The following is a 21,550-nucleotide window of genomic DNA, read 5'->3' on the forward strand; positions in this document are numbered from 1 at the left end:
AGGCATCGAAGCTCCGTGATGTATTGAGTTGGTGTTGTAGTTAACTATAACAGTGAAAATTCAAATGTCAAGATACTCATGTTTTTCTATCCATAAGTATTCCGACCAAAAATAGTCGCAAACAACTAAATATTGTCGAAAATGAGCAAATATAGTCGAGAACAAATAATTGAGACCGCCTCTAATGACAGATTCTGCGGTCTGGATGAACAGCTGTGTCCAATTTCCGGGCCAGTACTTGATTGGTTGCCTGGGGAGAGCCTATTCAGCCTGATAGCTAGGAATCACTATTATCGTGGACACCAAAATCCAATCCATACGATCCACGCTTTTTTCGGCACGCTGAATGGACGAAGGCCACAGGATGGTAGGACTGAACTTGATGTGTTCGTAACCAGAACTGAAGGCTATCTGGGAACGCAAGAGCAAGTGCTTGAGGAGCGTACTTTATTTCGCTTCTATCGCATTTTCTCGTCGGAACGTGAGGGGTCTCAAGCTGAGCGCAGTGGACAAGGATTGAACTCGATGTTGAAAACCCCGATGAATCTGGCAACGGGACACTTTAGTACGAAGCATCCCCTGAAAGCATGTCCGGTTTGTCTGGAGCAGGATCAGGAAAAAATCGGAATGCAGTACTGGCGCCTTGCCCATCAATTCCCGGGAGTGTGGGTTTGTCTGGAGCATGATTGTGGTCTGCAGGAGGTCACGGTCAAGCCCAAGGCACAGCAAAGATTTTTACTGCAAACGCCAACAGCTGGAAAATTGCAGCCGATCTCCGAAGTCTTTGCCGATAGAGAGGCATTTAAAAAGTTGCGAGAGTTGACGCGCCTGATCATATCGGTCACTTCTGACGAAGAACAAGGGAAAAAACAATTGGCCGCTGCCAGGGAGCGTCTTTGTCGCCACCTTAGAAATAGGGATATCTTGCTCGCGTCCGGCTGGGTGAAAGCAGCATACAAGCATCAAGCAGCTGAGTTGTGCAAAAACTTTGCAGAGTTTTTAGCTGAATTGCGAAAACACCCTGAGTTTGCTAGATTACCTCATAGTGTAGGTGGGGCATCTCGTAGATTGGCGACGTTCGTAAATGGAAAAAGTGTGGTACAACCGTTGGAGATACTTGTGATCGTTGCGTGGATCGAAAGGCTTGATTCAAACGGAGAGTTTGATTTGCACACGAGGTCTCAGATTCATAATCGACACTAAATCAACTTTTGAGGTTATCGCCAGCAAAGCGATGAACTTAAGCATGCCGCGGTGGCACGTACTCAAAGTGATGGTGCCTCCGTTTCGCTAATCTGCCGTGAGTTCCAGATCAATACAATTCAGTTGTTCAGTTGGTGCAAGCGTTTCGGTGACGAGGCGCTTGCCGGCGGTAGTACGCCAAGCCAGCTGGTGGTAGTCACTGTGCTCGACGCAGCGCCCGCAAGTGCACCGGTCGCCAGCGCCATACCCGGTATTATTATGCTCAGCTTGGACCAAGCCAGCTGCGCCTGGAGGACAGGTTGACGCGGTTACGCTAACCTTGTTGCTGACGCGACTGCGGCCATGATCGGCTTGCCAAGCCAATGTTACTTAATTTGGAGATGGTGCAAAATGGTCGTTCATAAAAAGTCTGAATCTATTGCCACCAGTCGCACGAGTGTCGCTGATTCTTTCAATAATTGCGATGCCAAATTTACCAAACTGTGGGTTCAGCAAGCAAGTGCCACCATCTAATGAACTGTGATGTGGCGGTTTGGATGCAACGACTCAGTCCTACATGTGGACGATTCCCTAGTCTTATTTTATCTGTAAGTGGAATTCCACCAGTTCACTAGACTATTGGTGATGACTAGTTCGTTTCTAAAATACAATTCAAGTAAATGGAGATAGTCATGCCATCACATGCTGAAGATTCTGTGTATAGTATCCATATTTCCGTGAATTTAAGTTGTTTTGCGACGTAAAAGACTTGGCGTTGGTTGTAATCGCGTGCTGGCCAGATAATTTCTGACAGAACTAACTCGATGTAAGAGGTTTGAGGACGCCAACGGCTACGTTCATAATATCTATGCGTTAAAAGATCCCTTTATGATAGATTTTTTTAATGATAATGCACTATGAAGTACAGAATCGGCCCAAACGGAGTGCATCTTTTTGATCGATGTTCAGGTTTGAATGTCCTGCTGGACGAGTTGTGCCTGGAAAAGGCAGTTTGGTCGATGTCCCCCCGTCAGGTATCCATTGCACTCACCAATGTTTGCGACCTTCATTGCGCGTACTGCTATGCGCCGAAGCACAAGGCGTCGCTGAATACTGACCAGTTGCTAGGTTGGTTAACGGAACTGGATACTGAGGGGTGTCTCGGTATCGGATTTGGCGGCGGTGAACCTACGCTGCATCCTGACTTCGTGGACATCTGCAAAATGGCTGCGGGTGAGACTCAACTCGCGGTCACATTTACGACTCATGGTCATCGGCTGACGGCGCGGCTGGCTGAGCGCCTCAAAGGCTCCGTCCACTTCGCACGTATTAGCGTTGACGGGATCGGTCGTACCTATGAAGAACAGCGCGGGAAACAGTTTGACAGCTTGCTCCGAGGCATGGATGCTATTGCGAGCATCTCGCCTTTTGGGATCAACGTCGTGGTCAACGAGCGCACCGTTGCAGAACTTGATGCGTTGAGCGAGCTGGCACAGAAGGTCGGCGCTAGCGAATTGCTGTTGCTTCCTCAGCAAGCAACCACAGCGATCGCAATTCCGGACGAAGCGGTCGGCAGAGCACTTCAGGTCTGGGTTTCCAACTACAGGGGCAAGGTTCGCCTTGCGGTCAGTGAGGCGGGTGCGTCAGGGCTGCCTACGTGCGACCCACTCCCGGATGAGCAAGGGCTTCAGGCCTATGCGCACATAGACGCGTCCGGCATACTGCGCGCGAGTTCTTACGCGCCCAGCGGCGCCGAGATTGGCGACACCGGTGTGTTATCTGCGCTTCAGCGACTCAGAAATACCTTCGAGATTAAACGAGAGACTCAATTATGAAGATATGGAACGGATACGGTTCTGAACACTCGATGAACCTGGTTCTCATTGGAAGGTTCAAGCGAGCGCAAGACGCAGAGAAGGTCGAGAGGGACATTGAAAAGCTCAGCGCCCAGGTTTCGAAAGATGATAGCCATTCAAGCGTCTTTGGCGAACCAGAGGATCAGCGATTTTCAGATGACATGCTCTCGCTGTTACGCAGCCTGAGTCTCAACATCTTAGGGCCAACTGATCTCGACCAGCTGATATCTGACCATCACCTCAAACGTGAGGGCGATCGCATCACTGTCACGACTGACGAGGCTGAGGTGAGCGCGTTCGTGAAGCTCTTCATTGAGGCTGGGGCGAAGGTCGAGGTTTTCTCGGCGCACGATTACCCGTCCGATTCCACCGTCGCCAACTGAAAGAGAAACGCCAATGCCTGAAGCAAATTGGAATGTATTCAATAAGCTGCCCGGAGCGGCGGATGAAAACTTCGAGAAGATTTGCCGCACTCTGGTGCGTCGTCACTACGGGCGCTTTGGTCGCTTCAAGCAACTTGCAAACCAACCTGGCGTGGAGTTCCACCTTCAGCTGACGGAGTCGTGTGATCTCGGCGTGCCGCCACGCTGGATTGGTTGGCAATGCAAATGGTATGACTTGGCGAACGGACAAGACTTGGGAGCTACTCGCCGCAAAACGATCATTGAGGGCATGGAGAAGACGCGTAAGTATCTCCCAGATGTGACTGACTGGAAACTTTGGACACACCACACGCTGACGAAGAAAGACCAGGAGTGGTTTTTCGCGCTCGAGAATGATCGCTTCCCCGAGTTGAAGTTAGAACTGCTGACGGCAACCGACATCGAGGATCTTCTGGTTGGGCCGGGAGCTCCACTTCGAGAAACGTACTTTGGTGAACTTGTTCTGACACCTATGCTACTCGCCGAGCAGTACAAGCTCGCTGCCGCTCCGTTCAGCCGCAGATACCAGCCAGAAGTTCATGTTGTGGTCGATGCCGAGGAAAAGATACTCAAGCGTCTGGGCGGCCAGAATGCCTGGGCATCATTGAAGAAGCTTGCCAGTGCCGTTAAAAGAAATTGCACGGAGATTGCTGCGCTGACGCGGCAACTCATAATTGAAATCAGGGTCGAAGTCGACACGTTCCTGGCCCGGGCCGACAAATTGGCTGATCTGCTTGACAGTCTGCACGCTGCGCTCGGCAAGGGCGATTTCGACACCGTGCAGCAACTGCTGGCGTCGAATCCACCATCGCAGCCGGTACGCTACAACCGGCTCCTCTCGAAACTGCGTGGAGCGCGTTCAGACGGAGCCCCGTTAGCCTCAAACCTGGTTGCAGACATCCACGCTGTTTCATCGGTACTGCGCGGTCTGGAGCGTTCGATCGGCGTTCGATCGGTGGCCGTGCTTGCGGCCGCTGGTGAAGGAAAGTCCGAGCTTGCCGTCAAGGTCACGCAGCCAGACGGGGAATTCCCCGGCGGTGTCTTGCTGCTGGGTAAAAATTTGCACGCAGGCCAGGGGCTTGATGATCTCGTGTCTGCCTTCAAAATTTCTGGTAGGTCGGCTGAGAGCTTCGATCGGCTGGTGGAGGCCGTCGATGCGGCGGGCCAGCGTGCGGGTACACGCATCCCAATTGTCATTGATGGGCTGAATGAGGCAGAAGACCCGAGAAGCTGGAAGGATGAGCTTTTCCGGGCAGATGAGCTTTTGAAAGGCTTTCCGCATGTTCTGCTGGTTGTTACTCTGCGCAATGAGTTCGCGCAGATATGCCTACCTGAGGAATTTCCGCAAATTGAGCACAGGGGGTTCCAGGAAGACCCGCAGGCGGCCATGGACAAGTACTTTGAGTTCTACAAGATTGACGCTACCGACGCTGATCTACCTATCGAGTTCTTGCAGCACCCATTAACGTTGAGAATTTTCTGCGAGGTGGCGAACCCTCGTCGTCAGCACATTGTTGGGGTGGAAGCGTTGCCCAGCTCGCTTGCAGGTTTGTTCGAAGAGCATTTCAACAAGGTTGCCGCACGAGTTGCTGAACTTTCGCCAACGGCGCATCGCATCTATCAGGATGAGGTGCAAGATGCGCTGCTAACGATCGCAGCTCTCCTGTGGACGGACAACGCGAGAAGCGTGGAGTGTCAAGCTGCACGCACGGCAGTTCGAGACGTGGGCAGTTGGCACGCCAGCGTCATTCGCGCTTTAGAGTCTGAAGGCGTACTGGTTCGAACGGCCTCTGAAGAAGGCGCCATAGGAATCGCGTTTTCGTACGACCTGATGGCCGGACACATGATGGCACGCCACCTGCTTGCTAAACCGTCCTTGGCGCAATGGCTGCAAAGTGATGAAGGAAACGCGAAGTTCCAATTCCAGGAACCTAGATCGCATACCTTTGCCTATGACGTTTTCCGTGCTCTCGTTGGCCTGTATCCGCATCGCCTTGGCAGGCGGCAGCTTTGGCAAGACTTGTCAGACAAGCGCCTCATCATGAACGCTCTATTGTTGACGGCGCAATCAGACCCACGGCATATCGGGCGGGAAACGGTGGAACGGTTCGCGCGGGCAATGCAGGAGTCTGATCAGTTCGCAAGGTTTGCCTTCGAGCGACTTCAGAGTACCAGGGCAGCGCGAGCGCACCCGTTTGACATGGACTTTTTGCACGACGTGCTACTGACGATGCCCAATACCCAGCGCGATCTTGTTTGGTCGGAGTGGGTTCGTGAGAAGTCTGAGAAAGTGGAAGACGATTTCAAATTCCTGTCGACGAGATGGAAGTTGGGTAGTTTGGACGAGCGAGAGATTCGGCGAGCACGCTGGGTGATGTGGACGTTGACGTCGACATCCAGACGCCTGCGGGACGTCGCTACCAAGACCTTGTGCGAATTTGCCGTTAAGCGGCCTGTGGAATTTTTCCAGCTGGCAGTGGAAGCAATTTGCATCTCAGACCCATACGTCCCCGAGCGGATGTTCGCTGCGGCCTACGGAGCTGCGCTGAATACTTGGTCCGATATCAATGCTGGGGAGTTACGTGAGGCACTGCCTAGAGTCGCGCGTGAGATTTATCAAGCGATGTTTGCGCCTGCTGCGACGCATCCTACTTGGCATGCTCTATATCAGCAGTACTGTCTGGGCACGATTGCCATCGCAAGGATGGTTGATCCGGCTTGCTTGTCTGAGGACGAAATAGCTCATCTTCTCCCTCCATTTGCTCATCTGCCTAGTCCGTTTGAGAAGATGCCGCAGTACGGGCCGATGATGATCGAACGTGCTAAGACAGCGGCTATCAAAATGGACTTCGGCAACTACACAATGGGGAGACTGATTCCACATCGGTCGAACTACGACGATAGCAACCCAGAGTACCGGCGTGTGCTGCCGGAAATCGTTTCGAGAATGCTGATGCTTGGCTATGACCCTGAGCAGTTCGAAGCTGTTGACAGGAAAATGAACTCAGGCCCTCGTTTAGGCGGTGACAAGCACAAGGTCGACCGATATGGGAAGAAGTACGGCTGGATCGCTTATTTCGAGATGTGGGGTGTCCGATACGCACAGGGCCTTCTTGCCGAGGAGCGGAGCGCCCGCCCATCAGATGCGGACATTGACCCGACGTTCCCGCTCGCTGTAGCAAGCATTGACCTACAGGTCCCAGACTTGTTCAGCGGTCAGGCTATGGATGCTGCTGATTGGGTAGTGAGAGGTCAGCAACCGGACTACCGCAGCATCCTCGAAATCTCGGAGATTGATGGGTTGACGGGACCATGGGTCGTACTTGACGGGTTCCTCGAACAGAACGCTTCCACTGATGACCGGCAGGTCTTCACCTTCCTTCGAGGTGTACTCGTGGACAGCGGAGAAGTCGACCGCCTATACACGTTGTTTACTGGTCTCGAATACCCTGGCAATGACGCCATTCCAGAGGCGCCAAGCTACTACTACACTTATGCGGGTGAGATGCCTTTCTCCTCAATTCCGGGACTGACTGTCGCTGATGAGCAAGAGCTCGACCGGACCGAATGCATAGTCTCCGCTGATAGATGGTCAAACAATGGCATCGCGGTCGACATCCCAGTGCAGAAGTACAGCTGGGAAAGCTACCACAGCGTGGTGAACGAGGGTGGCGAAGTGTGCCTGCCGTCTAAGAAACTCTGTGAGGCTTTGAGTCTCAGGTACCGCGCCAACAAATGGGACTTGCACGATGATTCAGGCGTGGCGTCCATGTACCGCGAAGTCGGCGAGTATGGCGCGCAGATTAGTGGCTCATTCAGTTATCTCCGTCGCGATCTTCTTGATAACTACTTGGCGCAGTCCGGCAAGACGCTTGTGTGGCTCATGTGGGGAGAGCGTGGCTTCCATCACCGCTCAGCTGAGGCGCATAACCTGCACGAGTACTATGCGAACCATCAGCATATTCACAAGCGTACGCACGTCTATCAGCCTGCTTTGAGGATTCAATCGTAGGCTGAATCAGCCGAGGGGGGCACCACCATTCAGGACGCGGCACGATCCCCCTCCCGGTGACGGACACCTTTTATTGGGGGTGTAGTGGTCAACCCATCCCGGACACTATATTAAGTTTTTCTTCGACGACGGCCGGTGCCAGTCCCTGGTTGAACTGATGCTGCCGTATCCAGTTATACCGGTGCATCAGGTAATGGCTGATGTCCCGTTGTGCTTCTTGTGCCGTCATGTAACCTGTTGACGGCAGCCATTCCGTTTTGAAGCTACGGAACAGTCGTTCCATAGGTGAATTATCCCAACAATTTCCCCGACGGCTCATACTCTGCCGTATCCGGTAGCGCCACAATCGCTGACGGAATTTTCGGCTGGCGTACTGACTGCCCTGATCCGAATGAAACAGCAGCCCCTGCGGTCGACCACGCTGCTCGTAGGCCATTTCCAGCGCTTGCACAACAAGGTCGGCGTCGGGCCGTAGCGAGAATGCCCAGCCCACGGCTCGGCGAGCGAACAGATCCAACACCACAGCCAAGTAATACCATCGCCCCTGCGCCCAAACATAGGTGATATCGCCGCACCAGACCTGATTTGGCGCCTCCACCGTGAACTCACGGTTGAGATGATTCGGAATGTCGACACGCTCCACCGTGGCCTGCTTGTAGGCGTGCTTGCCAGGTTGCTTGCAGACCAGCCCCAACTCCGCCATCAGGCGACTAACTTTGAAGCGGCCAATGGCCGTGCCTTCCTCGCGCATCATGTCCATGATGCTGCGGCTCCCCGCTGAACTTCGGCTCTCAACGAACAGCTCGTGGACGCGGCTACGTAATACCACGCGCTCAACATCAATGTGTCGCACGCGCTCCCGATGTGCATACAGGCATGACCGCGCGACATCGAACACCGCGCAAATCAACTCGATTGATTCGTCACCACAAATCTGATCGATTACCTGGTACGTTCTATCCCTTCCGACATCAAGAGCGCGGTAGCCTTTTTTAAAATGGATTTCTCCCGCTCAAGACGTTCAATGCGCGCCTCTAGTTCCTGTATTCGCTGCTGATCCGGCGTGATCGCCTTGCCCTGTGGCGTGACGCCTTGTCGCTCCAATTGAAGCTGCTGAACCCAGCGGCGCATTAGCGATTCTCCGACGCCGATCGACCGGCTGGCCTCCACGTGGCTGTATCCCTGATCCAATACCAAGCATGCTGCCTGCTGCTTGAACTCAGGGGAAAATGTACGTCTTTGCTTGCTCATCAAACACCTCTCCATGGCGAGCATTCTCGCCTAAATTGGTGTCCGGGAACATTAAACCACTACAGGGGGATCTCCCGACCTACGCTACGCGCGCGCTAGTTGCGCGCCGGAGGCTCTTCCCTTTCACAAGTCTGGCACACATCGCCCCACTTTCGCCCGGCTGTTTAGCTCATGCAGGTTGATTCGATAAGGCGGCTCGGTTAAGTCGCTGCCGCCTTCTATAATATATGCCGGCCAAAAGCAGTGGGCTTGTTTTGAACGGTCTCATCGAGTGCTTCAAGCAGAAGATGGGTCAAGCTGCCGTAGTCAACCACGCTTACCAAGTATGAGCAGGCCCGTTTTAGAACACGAGCCGACGCCGACGCCGATACCGCTAAAGCCAGAGATCGCTGCGCACACTTCCGAGTTGACTGGCCAACTGGGCGACGCATGCCCAAATGCGCGCAGGTGAGACGGCTTCCAGATGAGCGGTTTCCTCGACCGCCATCACAACCACCTGCAGGGGCGTTTCGTCTAGGAAGTGTAGTAAATGGGATTTATGGTTAGCCGGTACTTGGCCGGTAGCCAAAGCATGCTGTAACTGGTCGCTATGCAGCTCGCCGCTGTAACTGACACTAGCGTTCTTTGCCGCCATCCACAAGCCGCGCTTTTTCTCCCTGGCCTCGATCGATGGCGGGGAAAAATTGAGTCCGAGTATCCCCAGCAGCTTAACCACGCGCCCGAAACTCAAGTCACTAATGGTTCCAGCTTCCAGTCGCTGCACCGTCTGGCGCGACAGACCAGCCAACTTCGCTAAGCGTTGTTGCGTCAACCCGACTGCTAGGCGACGGACGCGGACTACTCTGCCGACTTCGTAGATATTCATGAGCTACCGTTCTGTGAATGTAGAAAATATTTTACATTTATTTGTAACATAGCCATAAAGGACGCGCCGTCTTGAGTTTGGCGCCGACTCGCTAAATGATGGCATCATCCCGCTGGGACGCGGCGTATTTTTTAAGGTGGGGAGAGCTGTGCTACGCAGTTTCAGTGACGGAGGTCGTCGACTCGGTTGACCTGGAGCTCTGTGATACTGGCCAGTCCATGGCGGAGCCAAATTATGCCAGCAGCGACATCCGCCCTGCAGCCGGTCCAGGCTTTACGCTTACCTGCTCTCTGCAGCTCCTTATACGTCTATTTGACGAAAAGAATTTTCAACTTCATCGTTTTAAATTACCAATATATTGTGAAGACTTCACGGTCTACAACATGGAAGATTCTTACCAATATATTGGGAGAATTACTTGGATCCAGCGATCGCTTACGGCCAGGTACTGCGCCTGCTCAGAAAAGAAGCGGGGATGTCGCAAGAGCAACTTGCATTCGCCGCAGACGTTGAGCGAAATTTTGTGAGCCTGATCGAACGTGGAATCAATCAGCCTACGGTTCGCGTCATCTTTAAACTGGCGTCTGCACTTCAAGTCTCGCCTTCAAAGATGATTGGCTTAGTTGAGGAAAAACTTGCAATGTAACGCAATAGTAAAAATAGTTGTTTGGAGCATTGCATTGGATAAGTGTTCGTGAAAAATCGTTGTGCGAAGATACTTCAAAACGCCGGTGATGGGACGTAGCTTAATTTTCAAGGTGTAGGTTAAAAACAAGAACGGGAGTTGATGATCGCGCTTTTGCCATTGCCCGACGAGCTGGATCGCTCGTATTTAGGTCGCTTACTTCGTACCAATGGGCTAAGAACTGAAGCGGAAATTATATGCTTGTTAGCGCAGTGGGCGAGCGTCGCAGAACCTTCACTTCAGGGAATTTGCTGCATCGACTTACTCAGCCGGGCTGCCCACATGGAGCTAACGCAATTCGTCCGGAGTCATAGCACGCTACCTCTGCGTAGAGCGATTACTTCCTATATACCAGATCTGGCCCACGGAAATCCAGAGAGCCAATCAATGCTACGGTTGACCGGCATGCGGTTGGCCCGCCCAGCAGCGTATTTTTGCGTTGATTGCGTTGACTCCGACCAAAAAACACACGGGATGAGTTACTGGAGACGGGATCATCAGTTACCAGGCGTGACATCTTGTTGGGAACATCGAACACCATTGCGATATGTTGACGACACCGAAGCATTTTTAAAGCCCCCATCACGATTTGAGAAAAATAGTCATGTTGTAGATAAGGCGTGGGCAGGATCGGACTTGGAACACGACGGAATCCAGCGCTTCTTGGCTATTTCACGCAAACTGATAAGCTTCGAGAAGCCCATAGCCGTAAAAATAGCGCGAGAAGTGCTGCACGAACGTGCATTGGATCGAGGGTGGAGTACGCACGCTGGAAGCTCCGAAAAAAAGCTATTGAGTGACCAAATTTTGATGGCGTTTCCTAGAGACTGGCTTGCGACAGTAGTGCCAGCGCTCGCCGAAAAGGCATTCGGGATTCCATTGAATCAAGTCGATGGTGTCTTGTATTTATCCACTTCGGCGTCCTCAGTTGCACCCTATATTTTGGCATGTTGTGTCTTGTTCGATTCAGCGGATCACGCGATTTTGGCTCTAACAACTGGCTCACCAGTCCTCCGGAAACGAAGGCCTCGCGAACCAAGTGTTCTCATTGATGACATTGAGCTTAAAAAAGTATATGTACGCGCAAAAGGACAGTATAAAGCTGTAATGTCCTACATATCGGGTAACAAGAATTCCAATGCCACATTGACTCGCTTGCGGGTATTGGGTCTTCCAGATATCTCCTCCCCAGACGATCAATCGGTGTTGTTGTCAGCGGCGATTTCTTTCTTTTTGGATAAAAAATCGCTTGCTGAAAGTGCTGCGCTTGCCGGTGTTGAACTAGAGAAATTTGAGAATTTCATTCGACAAAGCGGCAGTAATCTTACAGCACTGCTGATGGAGATGAAGTCCCCTCGGCGCGGTCCGGGGACCGGTGTTCTGCGCATCAAACAACGTACACCGCGCGAAGTTCGAGCACAATACATCGTACACAATGACGATGAATTGTGCCTTACGGCATCATCTAAATGTAAAGTTTAAATTTCAGTTATGCCGCTCCAAAAAAGCGCCCAATAGCCATCGTCACGCGGCATGAGATCTTCAAAGCGAGACATCCGTTTTGGATCATTTGACAAGAGTGCTGCGATGGCGGGTGCAAGAGGGGCAAGGTATGTGAGTGATGCTTTCCTGAAATCCTCCATTCTGAGGTCGTCGTCCTTACGTTCGAATGCGACGCGGTGAGCTGCGATCCACAGGGCGATAATAATGCGAGGAAGACCGCCTGTCAGTTCGATGATTAGTTGTCGGAATCCGTCAGTTGAGGGTAGCTTCTTGAGAACGTATTGATACTCGCAAAGATGGGGGAAAAATACATCGCAAAAGCTTGGGTCATGAGCATTTCGGAAGTGAAGAAAACGGTGATAGCCAGCTGTCACAATTCTCTGCGTCGTTGCCAATCGTTTTGTCAGCGCACCAACGCCGTCAGGGGTACCTGATAGCAATATGGGCATCTGCCACATGTTGGTGAGATTCAATATCAATTTCGAGGTGGCATCTTCGATAATACGTAGTTCGCGGCCCTCTTCGGTTTCCTTTGATTTGGCTCGCTGCTCAAGGGTTTGAATTTTGAACAGGTTTTGTATTTCGTCCAAGTGCAAGGCTCCAAGAAAATGGCTTAAGGCTACTTGTCGCCATTCATCTAGCATTTGAATGCCATTGCGGCGATTTTTGGAAAGCGCGGCGGCAAAGCGTGTGCCGTTTGTGGCACGGTCCCAGCTCATCATTAAATTTGCTGCCAAGTCTGCTGAGCGGCCGGTCGCTGGTACATCAGTAGAAAGCCACACAACTTGTTTTAATCCGTTGGCCATATGAGGAAAGGTGTCATGATGAATTACTTGGCGAGGATATAAATTGAAGCTGCGCAGTGCTGCTTCGGTTTTCCCAGCTCCAGATAAACCGACTGCAAGGGCTGCGCTTGCAGGCGCTCTTGGTGTGTTATAGGCGCCTGGCTCGCCACCGACCATGCGCCAAGTGTCTACCAAATCTGGATTACGATAACGATAGCTTTGACGAAGCATGAGATCGATGGTCGTGTGTAGTTTTGCTCCTTCAAGTGACGGGATGTGCAAGTCACGAAGACGCATCAAGTAATGTAAGCGTATATGAACCGGAATCTCCTTGAGGTTAGCCGGCCTGGGCGGCAATTGTAGAAGCTTCGTGAGAATTTCTGAACGCGACAAGATGGGCCCCAGACCTTGCGTCAGTCGATTACCTTCGTATGGGTCATAGATCATGAGCTCTCTCCTTCTGCGTTGACTGCCGCGAAGACATCTTTCATATGCTCCAAATAGGTGAGCTGCGCCTCGTCAACGGTGGCAGTCACTGCAGCAGACGGTACCGTGGGGGAAGTCACTGAGGTCTGGTTTTCTATCTGTCTGGATTCCATCATGGTGGGCACTTCTCCGCTGTACCGTTCAATTGCTTCCTCAGTAAGAGATCGGGCGTTGGCGATAAGTGCTTCAACCCTCTGATGCGATTTCATAGCTTGTAAAACTCTGGCGTGCTCGACGTCGGCGGCGTTCAGTTTCCCAACCATGAATGCGTCGAGCACTTCGTCGAATGTTTGTTCTCTGGACGCAATGGTCTGTTGAGAAAGGCGTAAATCCAGCAGTCCAGAGCCTGCTAAGTTTGGCGTCCAAACCCGAGAGACGGATCCAGGAAAATGGTTAATATCAATATTCCAGCTGCCGAAATTTCGCGCATGTGCTGTCCATTGCTCCTTGTTGATTTTTTCCGACTCATAGTGCAAACCACAAAATCGAACCCCGCTCCTGGAGACTATTCCGCGCTGCTGTGGCAGAAGTTCGCTGATGAGTTCTGACTGTGGAAACGCCCTGCGCGTCCCGATCCCTACCTCGTGCCCCCAGCGCCAAAGGCCCGCTGGGCTGGGTATCACACCTGCCGATGCCATGTGGGTATCGATCCGCTTTGCGCGGTTCGCCGTTAAATTGTATTCTGCAAAAACAGTGTGCAAATATTCGGTGTATTCGCGCACCGTCAAGACAGCTTCGCGTGGATCAAAGCGCCGGAGTTCGTATTCTTTGCGACGCGCATCGATAGCTCCGGGCAGCCATAGATGTTGCCCGTCCTTTTCAATACGGTGGAGTACTTCGACTAGTCCCTTCAGGTCTGGCCGATATGGTGGTGCATAACTCAGACATGGAATTAGCTTTATGCCGGTCTGGCTGGCGGCGCGCGATAAATACTCCCCTCTGTCACACATCAGTACTGCGGGCATCGTCGGCGCGGGATACAGACTTAACATTGGTTCGTATTGCCATAGGTCAGCCAACAATGCAGGATCCGCAGCGGCGCTGAATAGGCTTACCTTGGCAGTATCCCAGCTTGGCCCGCTTAGACACACGTAGAATCCGACGATCGCGGTCGACCAAACATCCACGATAATGTAGACCACAGGACGACCAATTATCCAGGCTCGGTTGACACTCGACCTGAGATAAATATCGCCGATTGTTGAATCGATCGCCCAAGTATGGCCAGGCCCTGCGACGCCTTTCCAGTTGCGACCGGTCATACCTCGAAAGCTGCGTGCATAGTGGCCAGCGGTAGTCCGATCCAATAGTCGTTGGAGTCGCGGTACGTCGGTAGTCAGAACCCGCTTCACCTGACTACGGTTAGGATATTCTCCTTGCTTAAGTTCAAGAGGAACATGCAAGCCATTCTCCATGCGATATCGCTTAACAAATTGACTGTCCAGGATGAATTTATAGCGGGCGGGAAAATCGGGCTTTGGACTCGGGATTTTTTTATCAGCGATCATAATCCACTGACGCCATTCAGTACTCATTCCGGGCTGCGTGGGAGGTAGCGTATTTCCGGATGCTTTAGCTGCATACTCCCCGAGCGTTTTTCGTCCAGCTTTCTGACGCCCGTTCGGATCGCAAGGACGTGCGACCCCAGGAGCACCGCATCGATATCGGCACGGCTTTAAGCTTACGGCAGAGAAACCCAAGCGGCACAGAATTGACCAGAGTTTGTAGAGTAGCGACTTGCTTGCTCCTGTTCTTGCGGTTGCAGCATTAACTAAGCTTGCCACACCGCCGTCTTTTAGAATTGTGGAGCTCAATGTGTCAAAATCGAGAAAATCTGACATGACCTCGACTCGATGAACATACCGATCCTGATCTGACTTTGAGAGAGTGAATTGCTCGCGCTCGATGTCAACTACCTTGATCATATTGTCGCTTTTGAGGTCATCGAGCTGCGCATAGCCCACCCAGATCAGTTCTCCGACTAAAGGAAGCGGCGCCTGCTTTCTAGGAGACTTAGTCACGTCTTGCTTTTTTCTTCCCCGAGTTTTCCCATTAGGGAAGGTACAGCCTGAGAGTCTCGCGAGAATGGTCTGGTTTGTGCGCGGCGCGTCGAGCACAACGCGATAAATGCCTTCCCACGTTCCCGACGTAATTTCAATGACTTGATTGTGGATTAGCATGACCAAGCTGACCTCCCCGATGTGATAGGATTCAGTAGCCGAAATTCTGCCGGATCCAGCAGAACGAGCGGTTCGTGTGGGCGCCAACTTCTACGCAGATCGATTGGCAGGCGGCCAGACCAGACCGCCTGCCAAAGGGCAAGTTGGGCTTTGCTCTGGCTCCCAAACTCCGCAGCCAAGTATTCCAGCGCAGCGGTCATAGATTTTCCGCGTAACCTATCAGCTGCCATGGCGACGAAGTCAATTCCTGGCTCATCTACTTGAGGTTCTAGTGCCCAAGACACACAATTGCGAAGCGTCTCTGCCACCAGGCCATCATAAAGATTTGGTGTGACAAGTAGCCATTGGACACCGCGTGCTTTCCAATACATATGCTCGATAGCGAGCAGTTCCTTGGTACGTTTCTTATCAGCTGCACGATTGGGCTTGACGGCGATGGCCAGAAGCGTAAGTTTGCCGTCTGGTTGCCTTATGGTGAGCAGCAGATCTGTCGTCATCACCCAACTTACAGAACGTCCGCCACCGCTCACTTTGGGATGTTTAACCTGCAGCTCCGTTGCAATGCTGAGTGAACCAGCGTATTTACCTGCAATTGTCGAGTCATCGGGGCGCGATAGCTCATGCTCATTTTCTTCCAAGCTCAATGGAAATTGCTCTCTAATATCGGCGATGCCGACGAGCATTGTGCAGAATAGAAATGTCACCAACTCAAGGTCACTGAGCAGCTCCCGTTGCCTACCTCGCCAATGTTGAAGGTGAGAGCGGCCGGAACTGGCTGGGTCGCTGCGGCCGACGCGATGCCAAGGCACATAATGTTCGTTGCTGCCTTTGCCTCGCCCAAGGCGCCGGTAGCGGTCGAGCAAATCTGGGGTAAATCGTTTTTGGGTTTTCATCAAGGTTCCTATCGTCCAAAGAGCTGTTCGTGACTCACCGCTAAGTGTGGGAAAGACGAGCGCAGGTTCGCTATAAGCGTATTGCTGCGCGGCCAGTGAATCGCGACGTAGCCGGAAACGTAAAGTGAAGGAAGAGGACGCACGAACCCACTCGCCCCGTGAAAAGAAGGGGCAAGGTTGTTGACAGTGGGTTCTGGAGAGACGATACTTGATGCAGGATGAGCCAAAATCCATGCAGCAAATACAAAGCCCGAGAGTTGACGCTCTTGGGCTTTGGTCATTTACGGCCCCGCTTTTTTTGCTAAATTTGCGTGGCTAGGTCATAGGCGGCCTCCGGAATTAGGTTCTTTTTAGTCATTATGGGTAACAGGCCTCGTTGGTTGGCCTGTCCCCGCAATAAAAGCGCGTTCCCTTTGTGCTGCGAGCCAAAGGGCAACGTCCCTTATGAGGGCAAACTTCCCTTTTCTGTTTTCAATTTCGAACACTGCGATCGGTACCGTTTTCCGTGACACTGCCTGCCTGAAAGCTTCTTTTGAGGCGTAACCAAGCACCAGCCGCAGGTTGTCGTTTGACACAAGGGGGCCGTACCGATTCATCAGCTCTCGTTCAAGGAGAACTGCGAGTGGTTCGTCAAAGAGAGGTTGGTGCATTTCACCTTCGTGGTAACGGTTGGTCACACCAAATATTAGCGCCGGCTCTCAAAAAATACTAGGTCGTATATTTTTCGTTCAAGTTACTCTAGTTTTCCTCTGTAAAATCATACAACTCATTGAAATTAAACGTCTTAATAAAAATATTTTTGATTTCGTCAGAAGGCGCAAAACTCGACATGAATGAGAATTTCAAGCGAAAACGTGATGCTATCGATCAAATTCGCACAATTTACTGGTTCGAAGGGATTCGGATAAGTACCGGAGTGGACACGGCGTATGCTGTCGAGCGCTTGGTCGAACCCGAAGGGTTCAAGTTGAATAAGGCTGGCACAGCTTTCCATAGGAATAAATGGATTTCATATCGTAGCGGCCGGCATACTCCTCGAGCAGCCTTGGTTACCCGAGCAAATAAACTTGTAGCCGGATCAGACAAGGAACTGAACCATGTGCTCTGGAAGGTATTGGATGACTCCTCCAACGTTGTACGCGACGGCTCTACATGGCTACGACAACTTGCGCCTGGACTCCAGCTTGTAGTTTTTTCGGAGGATGGTGAGCTGCACCCTCACAGAGGGCAACGTTTCCTCAGTAAAATCGAGCGCCGTGCAGGTCTAGATTCGCTTGCTTGTTTAACCATTTTGTTGAAGATGGATGTTGCACTTGGTGTCTACGAGCAGGTTTGGCGCTTGGCGGGCAGCATATTTCGAGTGCTATTAATGTTAGGAGAGCACTTCACAAAAAGAGGTTTAGCTGAGGCTATATTCGAAGTCTATGTTGTAAAAATATTTCACTTTTCAAAATGGAATGGTGAAAGATTCTATATAGAGAAATATAATTTTTCCTTTTGGGCAGGACTGCTCTATCAGACTGCCATTCGTGGAGTTTCTGACAAGGGAAGGACATCCTCTTGGTCAGAAAAAGTTCATCAGATGAACCGAATTTTAGGCGGTAAACTTGGCTTGGATTTGAAATTTTCGCTCGACCCTTTGATTGGCCCTGATCTTGATTTAGGACCGCTTAGTGAGGCGACACAGCGCAAGCTTTGTACCAGCATACTGATTAAAAAGAGATGCATGGAAAGAATTTATCCAGGAAATACTTTCGATGTTTGACGCCTCGGTGGCGGCCGCAAAGTGGTTACGAATGGATTAGGTTGCAGCGCTTATTAACACTGGCATGCAGTTTGTACCATAAATGTTTCTTACAGTGCTTCTGGACCACTTGGCATCGACATCCTTTTACGCGTGCTTGTGCGGCTTCAAGCTCAGCGGCACCGTGCCTTCCTTGACCGTCTCGGCTCCCTTCCGCTTGTTGCGCTGGGTTGAGGCCTGCACCAGTGAGGCTTCGACGATCTGCCCGCAACGCGCCAAGTAGCCTTGCGACAGCAGTTGTTGCTGGCCCTGATCGAATACCTGATTGTCTACGCCAACTGCGCCAGACGATCACGGAACAACCAGATCGTCTTAAGCCTGCATTTGTCCAGTCTTATCAAATGTCTCTAAGAATTTTTGCAATGGCCGCAGCATCCAGGTCTTTTCGATAACAGCCTATAACTTTTACGAAGGCATCAAGCGATAATGTCTCCACCTTGTTCATCATTTCATAACTCTTACTCGCGAGAACTAGTTGCGGTGGCGCCTTGATATACTGGATAAATTCCGAAACTGTTGGCGTTTGGCCAGACCATAATTTTCTTAAATCGGTGCGGTGATGCGGCCCTTCCCCATCAATGCGTCCCGACGTGAATCCTAATGATGGTGAACTGAAGAATTTTCTTAGAATAGCATCATCAATAATATAGGTATCCTCAAGTTGACCTATCGAAAAGGGGAGGGCATTAAGCACACAGAAGACTGGATTTTTTCCAATGGCCTCCGGGAAATCTTTCTCCAGAATATCCGGGTAGTCGATCAGACCTTGCCGTAATCGGCGCACCTGCGTCACGTGATTGCGTAGTTCCTGATTAAAATGATAGGTTGCAATTGGATTGCCGTGCGGAATTCCTCGATTTTTACACTCTAGGAAGAAAACATGGTCGCCCCAAGTAAACGCTACATCATAATCGAATTCATGCTCTTTTTTTTCGCCCCTCTTGACTTTTAGCTGGCGAGCATTAAAGCCTTTTTGTCGAAGGAAATCGACAGTAGCTACTTCAAAACGTTTTCCTTTGTCTTTAATAACAGAACCCTCGTTTGCCAAGCTAGAGAACATAATTTTCACCAAGTCCGCCATTAACAAGGACACACCGAAGAGAATGTAGTCATCTCCGGTAGTTTTGACAAGCGGTTGATCATATAGATCGCGACTGCCGCTTCGGAAAGATGCTAACTCAATGAAAGTGGTGGCGGACTCGATTGTCAGACCACAACGTTTGAATTCATCCAGCAGGCGTGACTTAGGGACGCGAGCACAGTAAGTCTTTTGCTCTTTTTCTAGCTGCTCTACCAGCAATTTCAACACTGCATATCCTCTCAATCTCTCCGTCAGCAACAGTTTTCCGGCCCTCGTTTTCGACAAGTCTGTTTTGGTAAGATGCCCAAGCGATGCGCCCGCGTGTGCCTCCTCAATAGAAACTAAACCTTTTGGTGGCAACGGAACATATTCATTTACGAGAGCGATTTTCTTTGCAACATTAGTCGTCATAAGCATGGAATGGAGATTCTGTTCCAAAAATTTATCTAAGCGTTCGTTTGCAAAAATCTCAAAATTTTCGTCCTCGAAACTAGGGGTGAACTCAAAAGCCTTTTGGATAGCAACGTCGGGATTTAGTGATTTTAGATGCGATATCCAGTCGGCCCGCAGCTCTGGCAATTCCACTAGATTACCATTTAAAAAGCGCACTCTCTCATCAATGTTTTTCCAGAGCCGCCACATATTGGCATTGTACAAATTGGCAACAGCCCAGTTTGCCGCGTCGGCATTTGCTTTCTCGAAGTCTGGGAGCACCACACGCTTCGTGTCGTCGAACCATTTGTTCCTGTAAGCCTCCAACATAATTACATCACCCGCTGCGACAGTGAGACCATGCGTAACAGCGTTTGGGTCGTACTGATTATTGTCCGAATCGATTAAGTTTCTTTCAGGGCCAAAATGGCCGACGTCTTCAATCTTATTGTTCGTATCTTCAATGGTTCTACGAGTAGCATAGTCGAGCGCGGCAAAAGCGCCTGCGATCCTATCCTGCGGAGTAAGCTCTGCGGATTTCATCTTGGGAACAACTGAATGGATTTCAACGTAGCCTTGATCAATCCTCAGCAGTTTGGAACGCATTTCTGCCACAAGTTTCTCTGCTCTTGCAACGCCAAGACTGTGGAAATAGCTACCAAAGGATTCTAAAAATTCGTCACGTTTTATTCCATCATCTCCCGGGCGCCGTCTTACCATTGAATCCGCGTGCCATACAATCATAAGCATGTCGTCAAAGAGATCTTGAGGCGCAGGATATGCTTCAAGGATTGACTTAAACTTATTCCAGTTCAATTGACGAACAGCTTCTTTGATTGGATTTTTTGGTTCTACTACTTCTTCGCGCTCAGTCATAATCGATTCTTGCCGGGTTGTCGTTAATGGGTAGGCATTGTTTTCTGCTGGCAAGGATAACCCAACTATTGTTTGCCTGTACAGCAATAAAATAGGTACACTGTATTTTGCTATTTTATAAATTATTTGACGGAGTGCGTCATCGAAGGGGACGAGGGAGATTTCATTGATGTTAAGAATCTTCGTCGTCAGCATAAGGAACAGATAGAGGTAGCATTGTTAGCCAATGCTGTATCTCGTAAGGTGTTATCGAAGTTCACTTGGCTTGCGTCGTACCACAACTATTTCTGCGACATGGTGTCTAGCTTCCCTAAGTATGAGGAATCGCTGAAGGTGTCAGGCACATTCGATGACATCGGCATTACGCAACTTAAAAGAAAGAAGATATTTCGAGTAAGCTGAGGTGACACTGGCTTGGTTATATAGGGACAAAGCAGACATATTGTGATTAGGATGTTGGCGCCGACCTAAAACTGACCCACCGGTGGGTCAGTTTTAGGTCGGCGCCAACACCGCTGACAACCGAAGCGCTGCGGCGCATCGCCGAGCTGAATCTGATCGAAGCCGAAATCCGTGGCAAACCGCCGGACCAGCGCAAGTCAGTGCGGCAGACAGAGGAATGCCCCTTGCTCGATAACCTGGTGCGCTGGCTGCGCACGTCTCTGGAAACGCTGTCCCGCAAGTCGGACACGGCGGCGGCCATCCTCTATGCCCTGAACCTGTGGCCGGCGCTGACGCGCTACTTCGACAACGGCGCCATCGAGATCAATAACGCGGCCGCCGAACGCGCGCCGCGCGGTATCGCCATTGGCCGGCGCAACTACCGGTTCGCCGGTGCCGACAGCGGTGGCGAACGGGCGGCCTCGATCTTCTCGCTGATCAGCACCGCCAAGCTGGGTCGTGTTGCCCCCTGAGGCCTGGCTGCGCCGTATGCTGACCAACATCGCCGACCATCTGGTCAACCGGGTTGACGACTTGCTGCCCTGGAACCGCGCCGGGCAGCTCCCTTCAGCCTAAACAACACGCCGCTTCCCAGCGGTGTGATGCCATCATCAAGCAAATCAACACCCGGTTCAAGACGGCGCTGGCTTTACGCTTACGTTCGGCTTGGGCCACCAAGGCATGTAAATGGGAGCGTGTCTCGGCAGATGGCGCACCACTGTTCCGCTCCGATCGGAATGAACACCAGCACATCCCGGCGATGCAGGCCCCAGACGAGCATGTCGGCATCGTCCCA

General features: G+C 51.4%; 13 protein-coding genes and 2 pseudogenes. 9 read left to right on the plus strand and 6 right to left on the minus strand.

All coding sequences use genetic code 11. From position 1 onward, the window contains the following. Positions 1–141: 141 nt before the first annotated feature. The 5 genes and pseudogenes from CSQ91_RS02195 (at position 142) to CSQ91_RS02215 (ending at position 7,472) form a co-directional block, all read left to right on the plus strand. The gene (locus CSQ91_RS02195) at positions 142–1,203 is read left to right on the plus strand and encodes a TniQ family protein (RefSeq protein ID WP_099387241.1); all 1,062 of its coding nucleotides are present in this window, start codon (positions 142–144) and stop codon (positions 1,201–1,203) included. Positions 1,204–1,242: 39 nt separating this feature from the next. Further along, positions 1,243–1,506: pseudogene (locus CSQ91_RS29395) on the plus strand (transposase); the annotation flags it as partial. Positions 1,507–2,099: 593 nt separating this feature from the next. Beyond that, on the plus strand, positions 2,100–3,017 hold the full coding sequence (locus tag CSQ91_RS02205) for a radical SAM protein (protein ID WP_099387243.1): 918 nt from the start codon (positions 2,100–2,102) through the stop codon (positions 3,015–3,017). A 32-nt stretch (positions 3,018–3,049) separates the two neighbouring features. Then, the gene (locus tag CSQ91_RS02210) at positions 3,050–3,421 is read left to right on the plus strand and encodes a DUF6375 family protein (protein ID WP_218963709.1); all 372 of its coding nucleotides are present in this window, start codon (positions 3,050–3,052) and stop codon (positions 3,419–3,421) included. A 13-nt stretch (positions 3,422–3,434) separates the two neighbouring features. After that, on the plus strand, positions 3,435–7,472 hold the full coding sequence (locus CSQ91_RS02215; RefSeq protein ID WP_099387245.1) for a hypothetical protein: 4,038 nt from the start codon (positions 3,435–3,437) through the stop codon (positions 7,470–7,472). Between the two features lie 88 nt (positions 7,473–7,560). Here CSQ91_RS02215 and CSQ91_RS02220 read toward each other — a convergent pair. Then, a protein-coding gene (locus tag CSQ91_RS02220) for an IS3 family transposase (protein ID WP_099388536.1) occupies positions 7,561–8,723 on the minus strand; the annotation gives its coding sequence in 2 pieces (ribosomal slippage) (positions 7,561–8,468 and positions 8,468–8,723; 1,164 coding nt in all). 373 nt (positions 8,724–9,096) lie between these two features. Then, complete coding sequence (locus tag CSQ91_RS02225) at positions 9,097–9,588, minus strand: helix-turn-helix transcriptional regulator (RefSeq protein ID WP_099387246.1); 492 nt, start codon at positions 9,586–9,588, stop codon at positions 9,097–9,099. 418 nt (positions 9,589–10,006) lie between these two features. On the opposite strand from CSQ91_RS02225, the gene CSQ91_RS02230 reads away from it, so the two are divergent. Next, positions 10,007–10,234 carry a helix-turn-helix domain-containing protein gene (locus CSQ91_RS02230; RefSeq protein ID WP_257217195.1) on the plus strand — a complete coding sequence of 76 codons (228 nt, stop codon included), beginning with the start codon at positions 10,007–10,009 and terminating at the stop codon, positions 10,232–10,234. Positions 10,235–10,375: 141 nt separating this feature from the next. Continuing rightward, positions 10,376–11,755 (plus strand): TniQ family protein, encoded by a 1,380-nt coding sequence (locus CSQ91_RS02235; protein ID WP_099387247.1) that lies wholly within the window; start codon positions 10,376–10,378, stop codon positions 11,753–11,755. On the opposite strand, the gene CSQ91_RS02240 is transcribed toward CSQ91_RS02235, so the two are convergent. The 3 genes from CSQ91_RS02240 to CSQ91_RS02250 are packed head-to-tail and all read right to left on the minus strand — an operon-like array spanning position 11,752 to position 16,120. Next, complete coding sequence (locus tag CSQ91_RS02240) at positions 11,752–13,008, minus strand: AAA family ATPase (protein ID WP_099387248.1); 1,257 nt, start codon at positions 13,006–13,008, stop codon at positions 11,752–11,754. The two genes, CSQ91_RS02235 and CSQ91_RS02240, sit on opposite strands and share 4 nt — an antisense overlap. After that, a complete protein-coding gene (locus tag CSQ91_RS02245) occupies positions 13,005–15,227 on the minus strand; it encodes a transposase (protein ID WP_257217317.1) in 2,223 nt (740 codons plus the stop codon). The genes CSQ91_RS02240 and CSQ91_RS02245 overlap by 4 nt, the downstream gene beginning before the upstream one ends. Next, entirely contained in the window at positions 15,221–16,120 is a 900-nt protein-coding gene (locus CSQ91_RS02250) for a TnsA endonuclease N-terminal domain-containing protein (RefSeq protein WP_099387250.1), read from the minus strand. Before CSQ91_RS02250 ends, CSQ91_RS02245 begins: the two co-directional genes overlap by 7 nt. A gap of 829 nt (positions 16,121–16,949) precedes the next feature. On the opposite strand from CSQ91_RS02250, the gene CSQ91_RS28475 reads away from it, so the two are divergent. Next, positions 16,950–17,885 (plus strand): hypothetical protein, encoded by a 936-nt coding sequence (locus CSQ91_RS28475; RefSeq protein ID WP_143450921.1) that lies wholly within the window; start codon positions 16,950–16,952, stop codon positions 17,883–17,885. A 376-nt stretch (positions 17,886–18,261) separates the two neighbouring features. On the opposite strand, the gene CSQ91_RS02260 is transcribed toward CSQ91_RS28475, so the two are convergent. Then, positions 18,262–20,508, minus strand: coding sequence for a hypothetical protein (locus tag CSQ91_RS02260; protein WP_143450922.1), 2,247 nt, complete (start codon positions 20,506–20,508; stop codon positions 18,262–18,264). 311 nt (positions 20,509–20,819) lie between these two features. Between CSQ91_RS02260 and CSQ91_RS02270 the strand changes: the two are divergent. After that, positions 20,820–21,330, plus strand: a pseudogene (locus CSQ91_RS02270) (IS66 family transposase); the annotation flags it as partial. Between the last annotated feature and the right edge of the window lie 220 nt (positions 21,331–21,550).

The organism is Janthinobacterium sp. BJB301 (assembly GCF_002735685.1).
Lineage (GTDB): Bacteria > Pseudomonadota > Gammaproteobacteria > Burkholderiales > Burkholderiaceae_D > Janthinobacterium > Janthinobacterium lividum.

Excerpts from the sequence above, each read along its gene's own strand:
- CSQ91_RS28475 (WP_143450921.1), top strand. The coding sequence starts at position 16,950 with ATGAATGAGAATTTCAAGCGAAAACGTGATGCTATCGATCAAATTCGC.
- CSQ91_RS02250 (WP_099387250.1), bottom strand. The coding sequence starts at position 16,120 with ATGAAAACCCAAAAACGATTTACCCCAGATTTGCTCGACCGCTACCGG.
- CSQ91_RS02205 (WP_099387243.1), top strand. The coding sequence starts at position 2,100 with ATGAAGTACAGAATCGGCCCAAACGGAGTGCATCTTTTTGATCGATGT.
- CSQ91_RS02260 (WP_143450922.1), bottom strand. The coding sequence starts at position 20,508 with ATGCTGACGACGAAGATTCTTAACATCAATGAAATCTCCCTCGTCCCC.
- CSQ91_RS02235 (WP_099387247.1), top strand. The coding sequence starts at position 10,376 with ATGATCGCGCTTTTGCCATTGCCCGACGAGCTGGATCGCTCGTATTTA.
- CSQ91_RS02240 (WP_099387248.1), bottom strand. The coding sequence starts at position 13,008 with ATGATCTATGACCCATACGAAGGTAATCGACTGACGCAAGGTCTGGGG.
- CSQ91_RS02195 (WP_099387241.1), top strand. The coding sequence starts at position 142 with ATGAGCAAATATAGTCGAGAACAAATAATTGAGACCGCCTCTAATGAC.
- CSQ91_RS02225 (WP_099387246.1), bottom strand. The coding sequence starts at position 9,588 with ATGAATATCTACGAAGTCGGCAGAGTAGTCCGCGTCCGTCGCCTAGCA.
- CSQ91_RS02210 (WP_218963709.1), top strand. The coding sequence starts at position 3,050 with ATGAACCTGGTTCTCATTGGAAGGTTCAAGCGAGCGCAAGACGCAGAG.
- CSQ91_RS02215 (WP_099387245.1), top strand. The coding sequence starts at position 3,435 with ATGCCTGAAGCAAATTGGAATGTATTCAATAAGCTGCCCGGAGCGGCG.
- CSQ91_RS02245 (WP_257217317.1), bottom strand. The coding sequence starts at position 15,227 with ATGCTAATCCACAATCAAGTCATTGAAATTACGTCGGGAACGTGGGAA.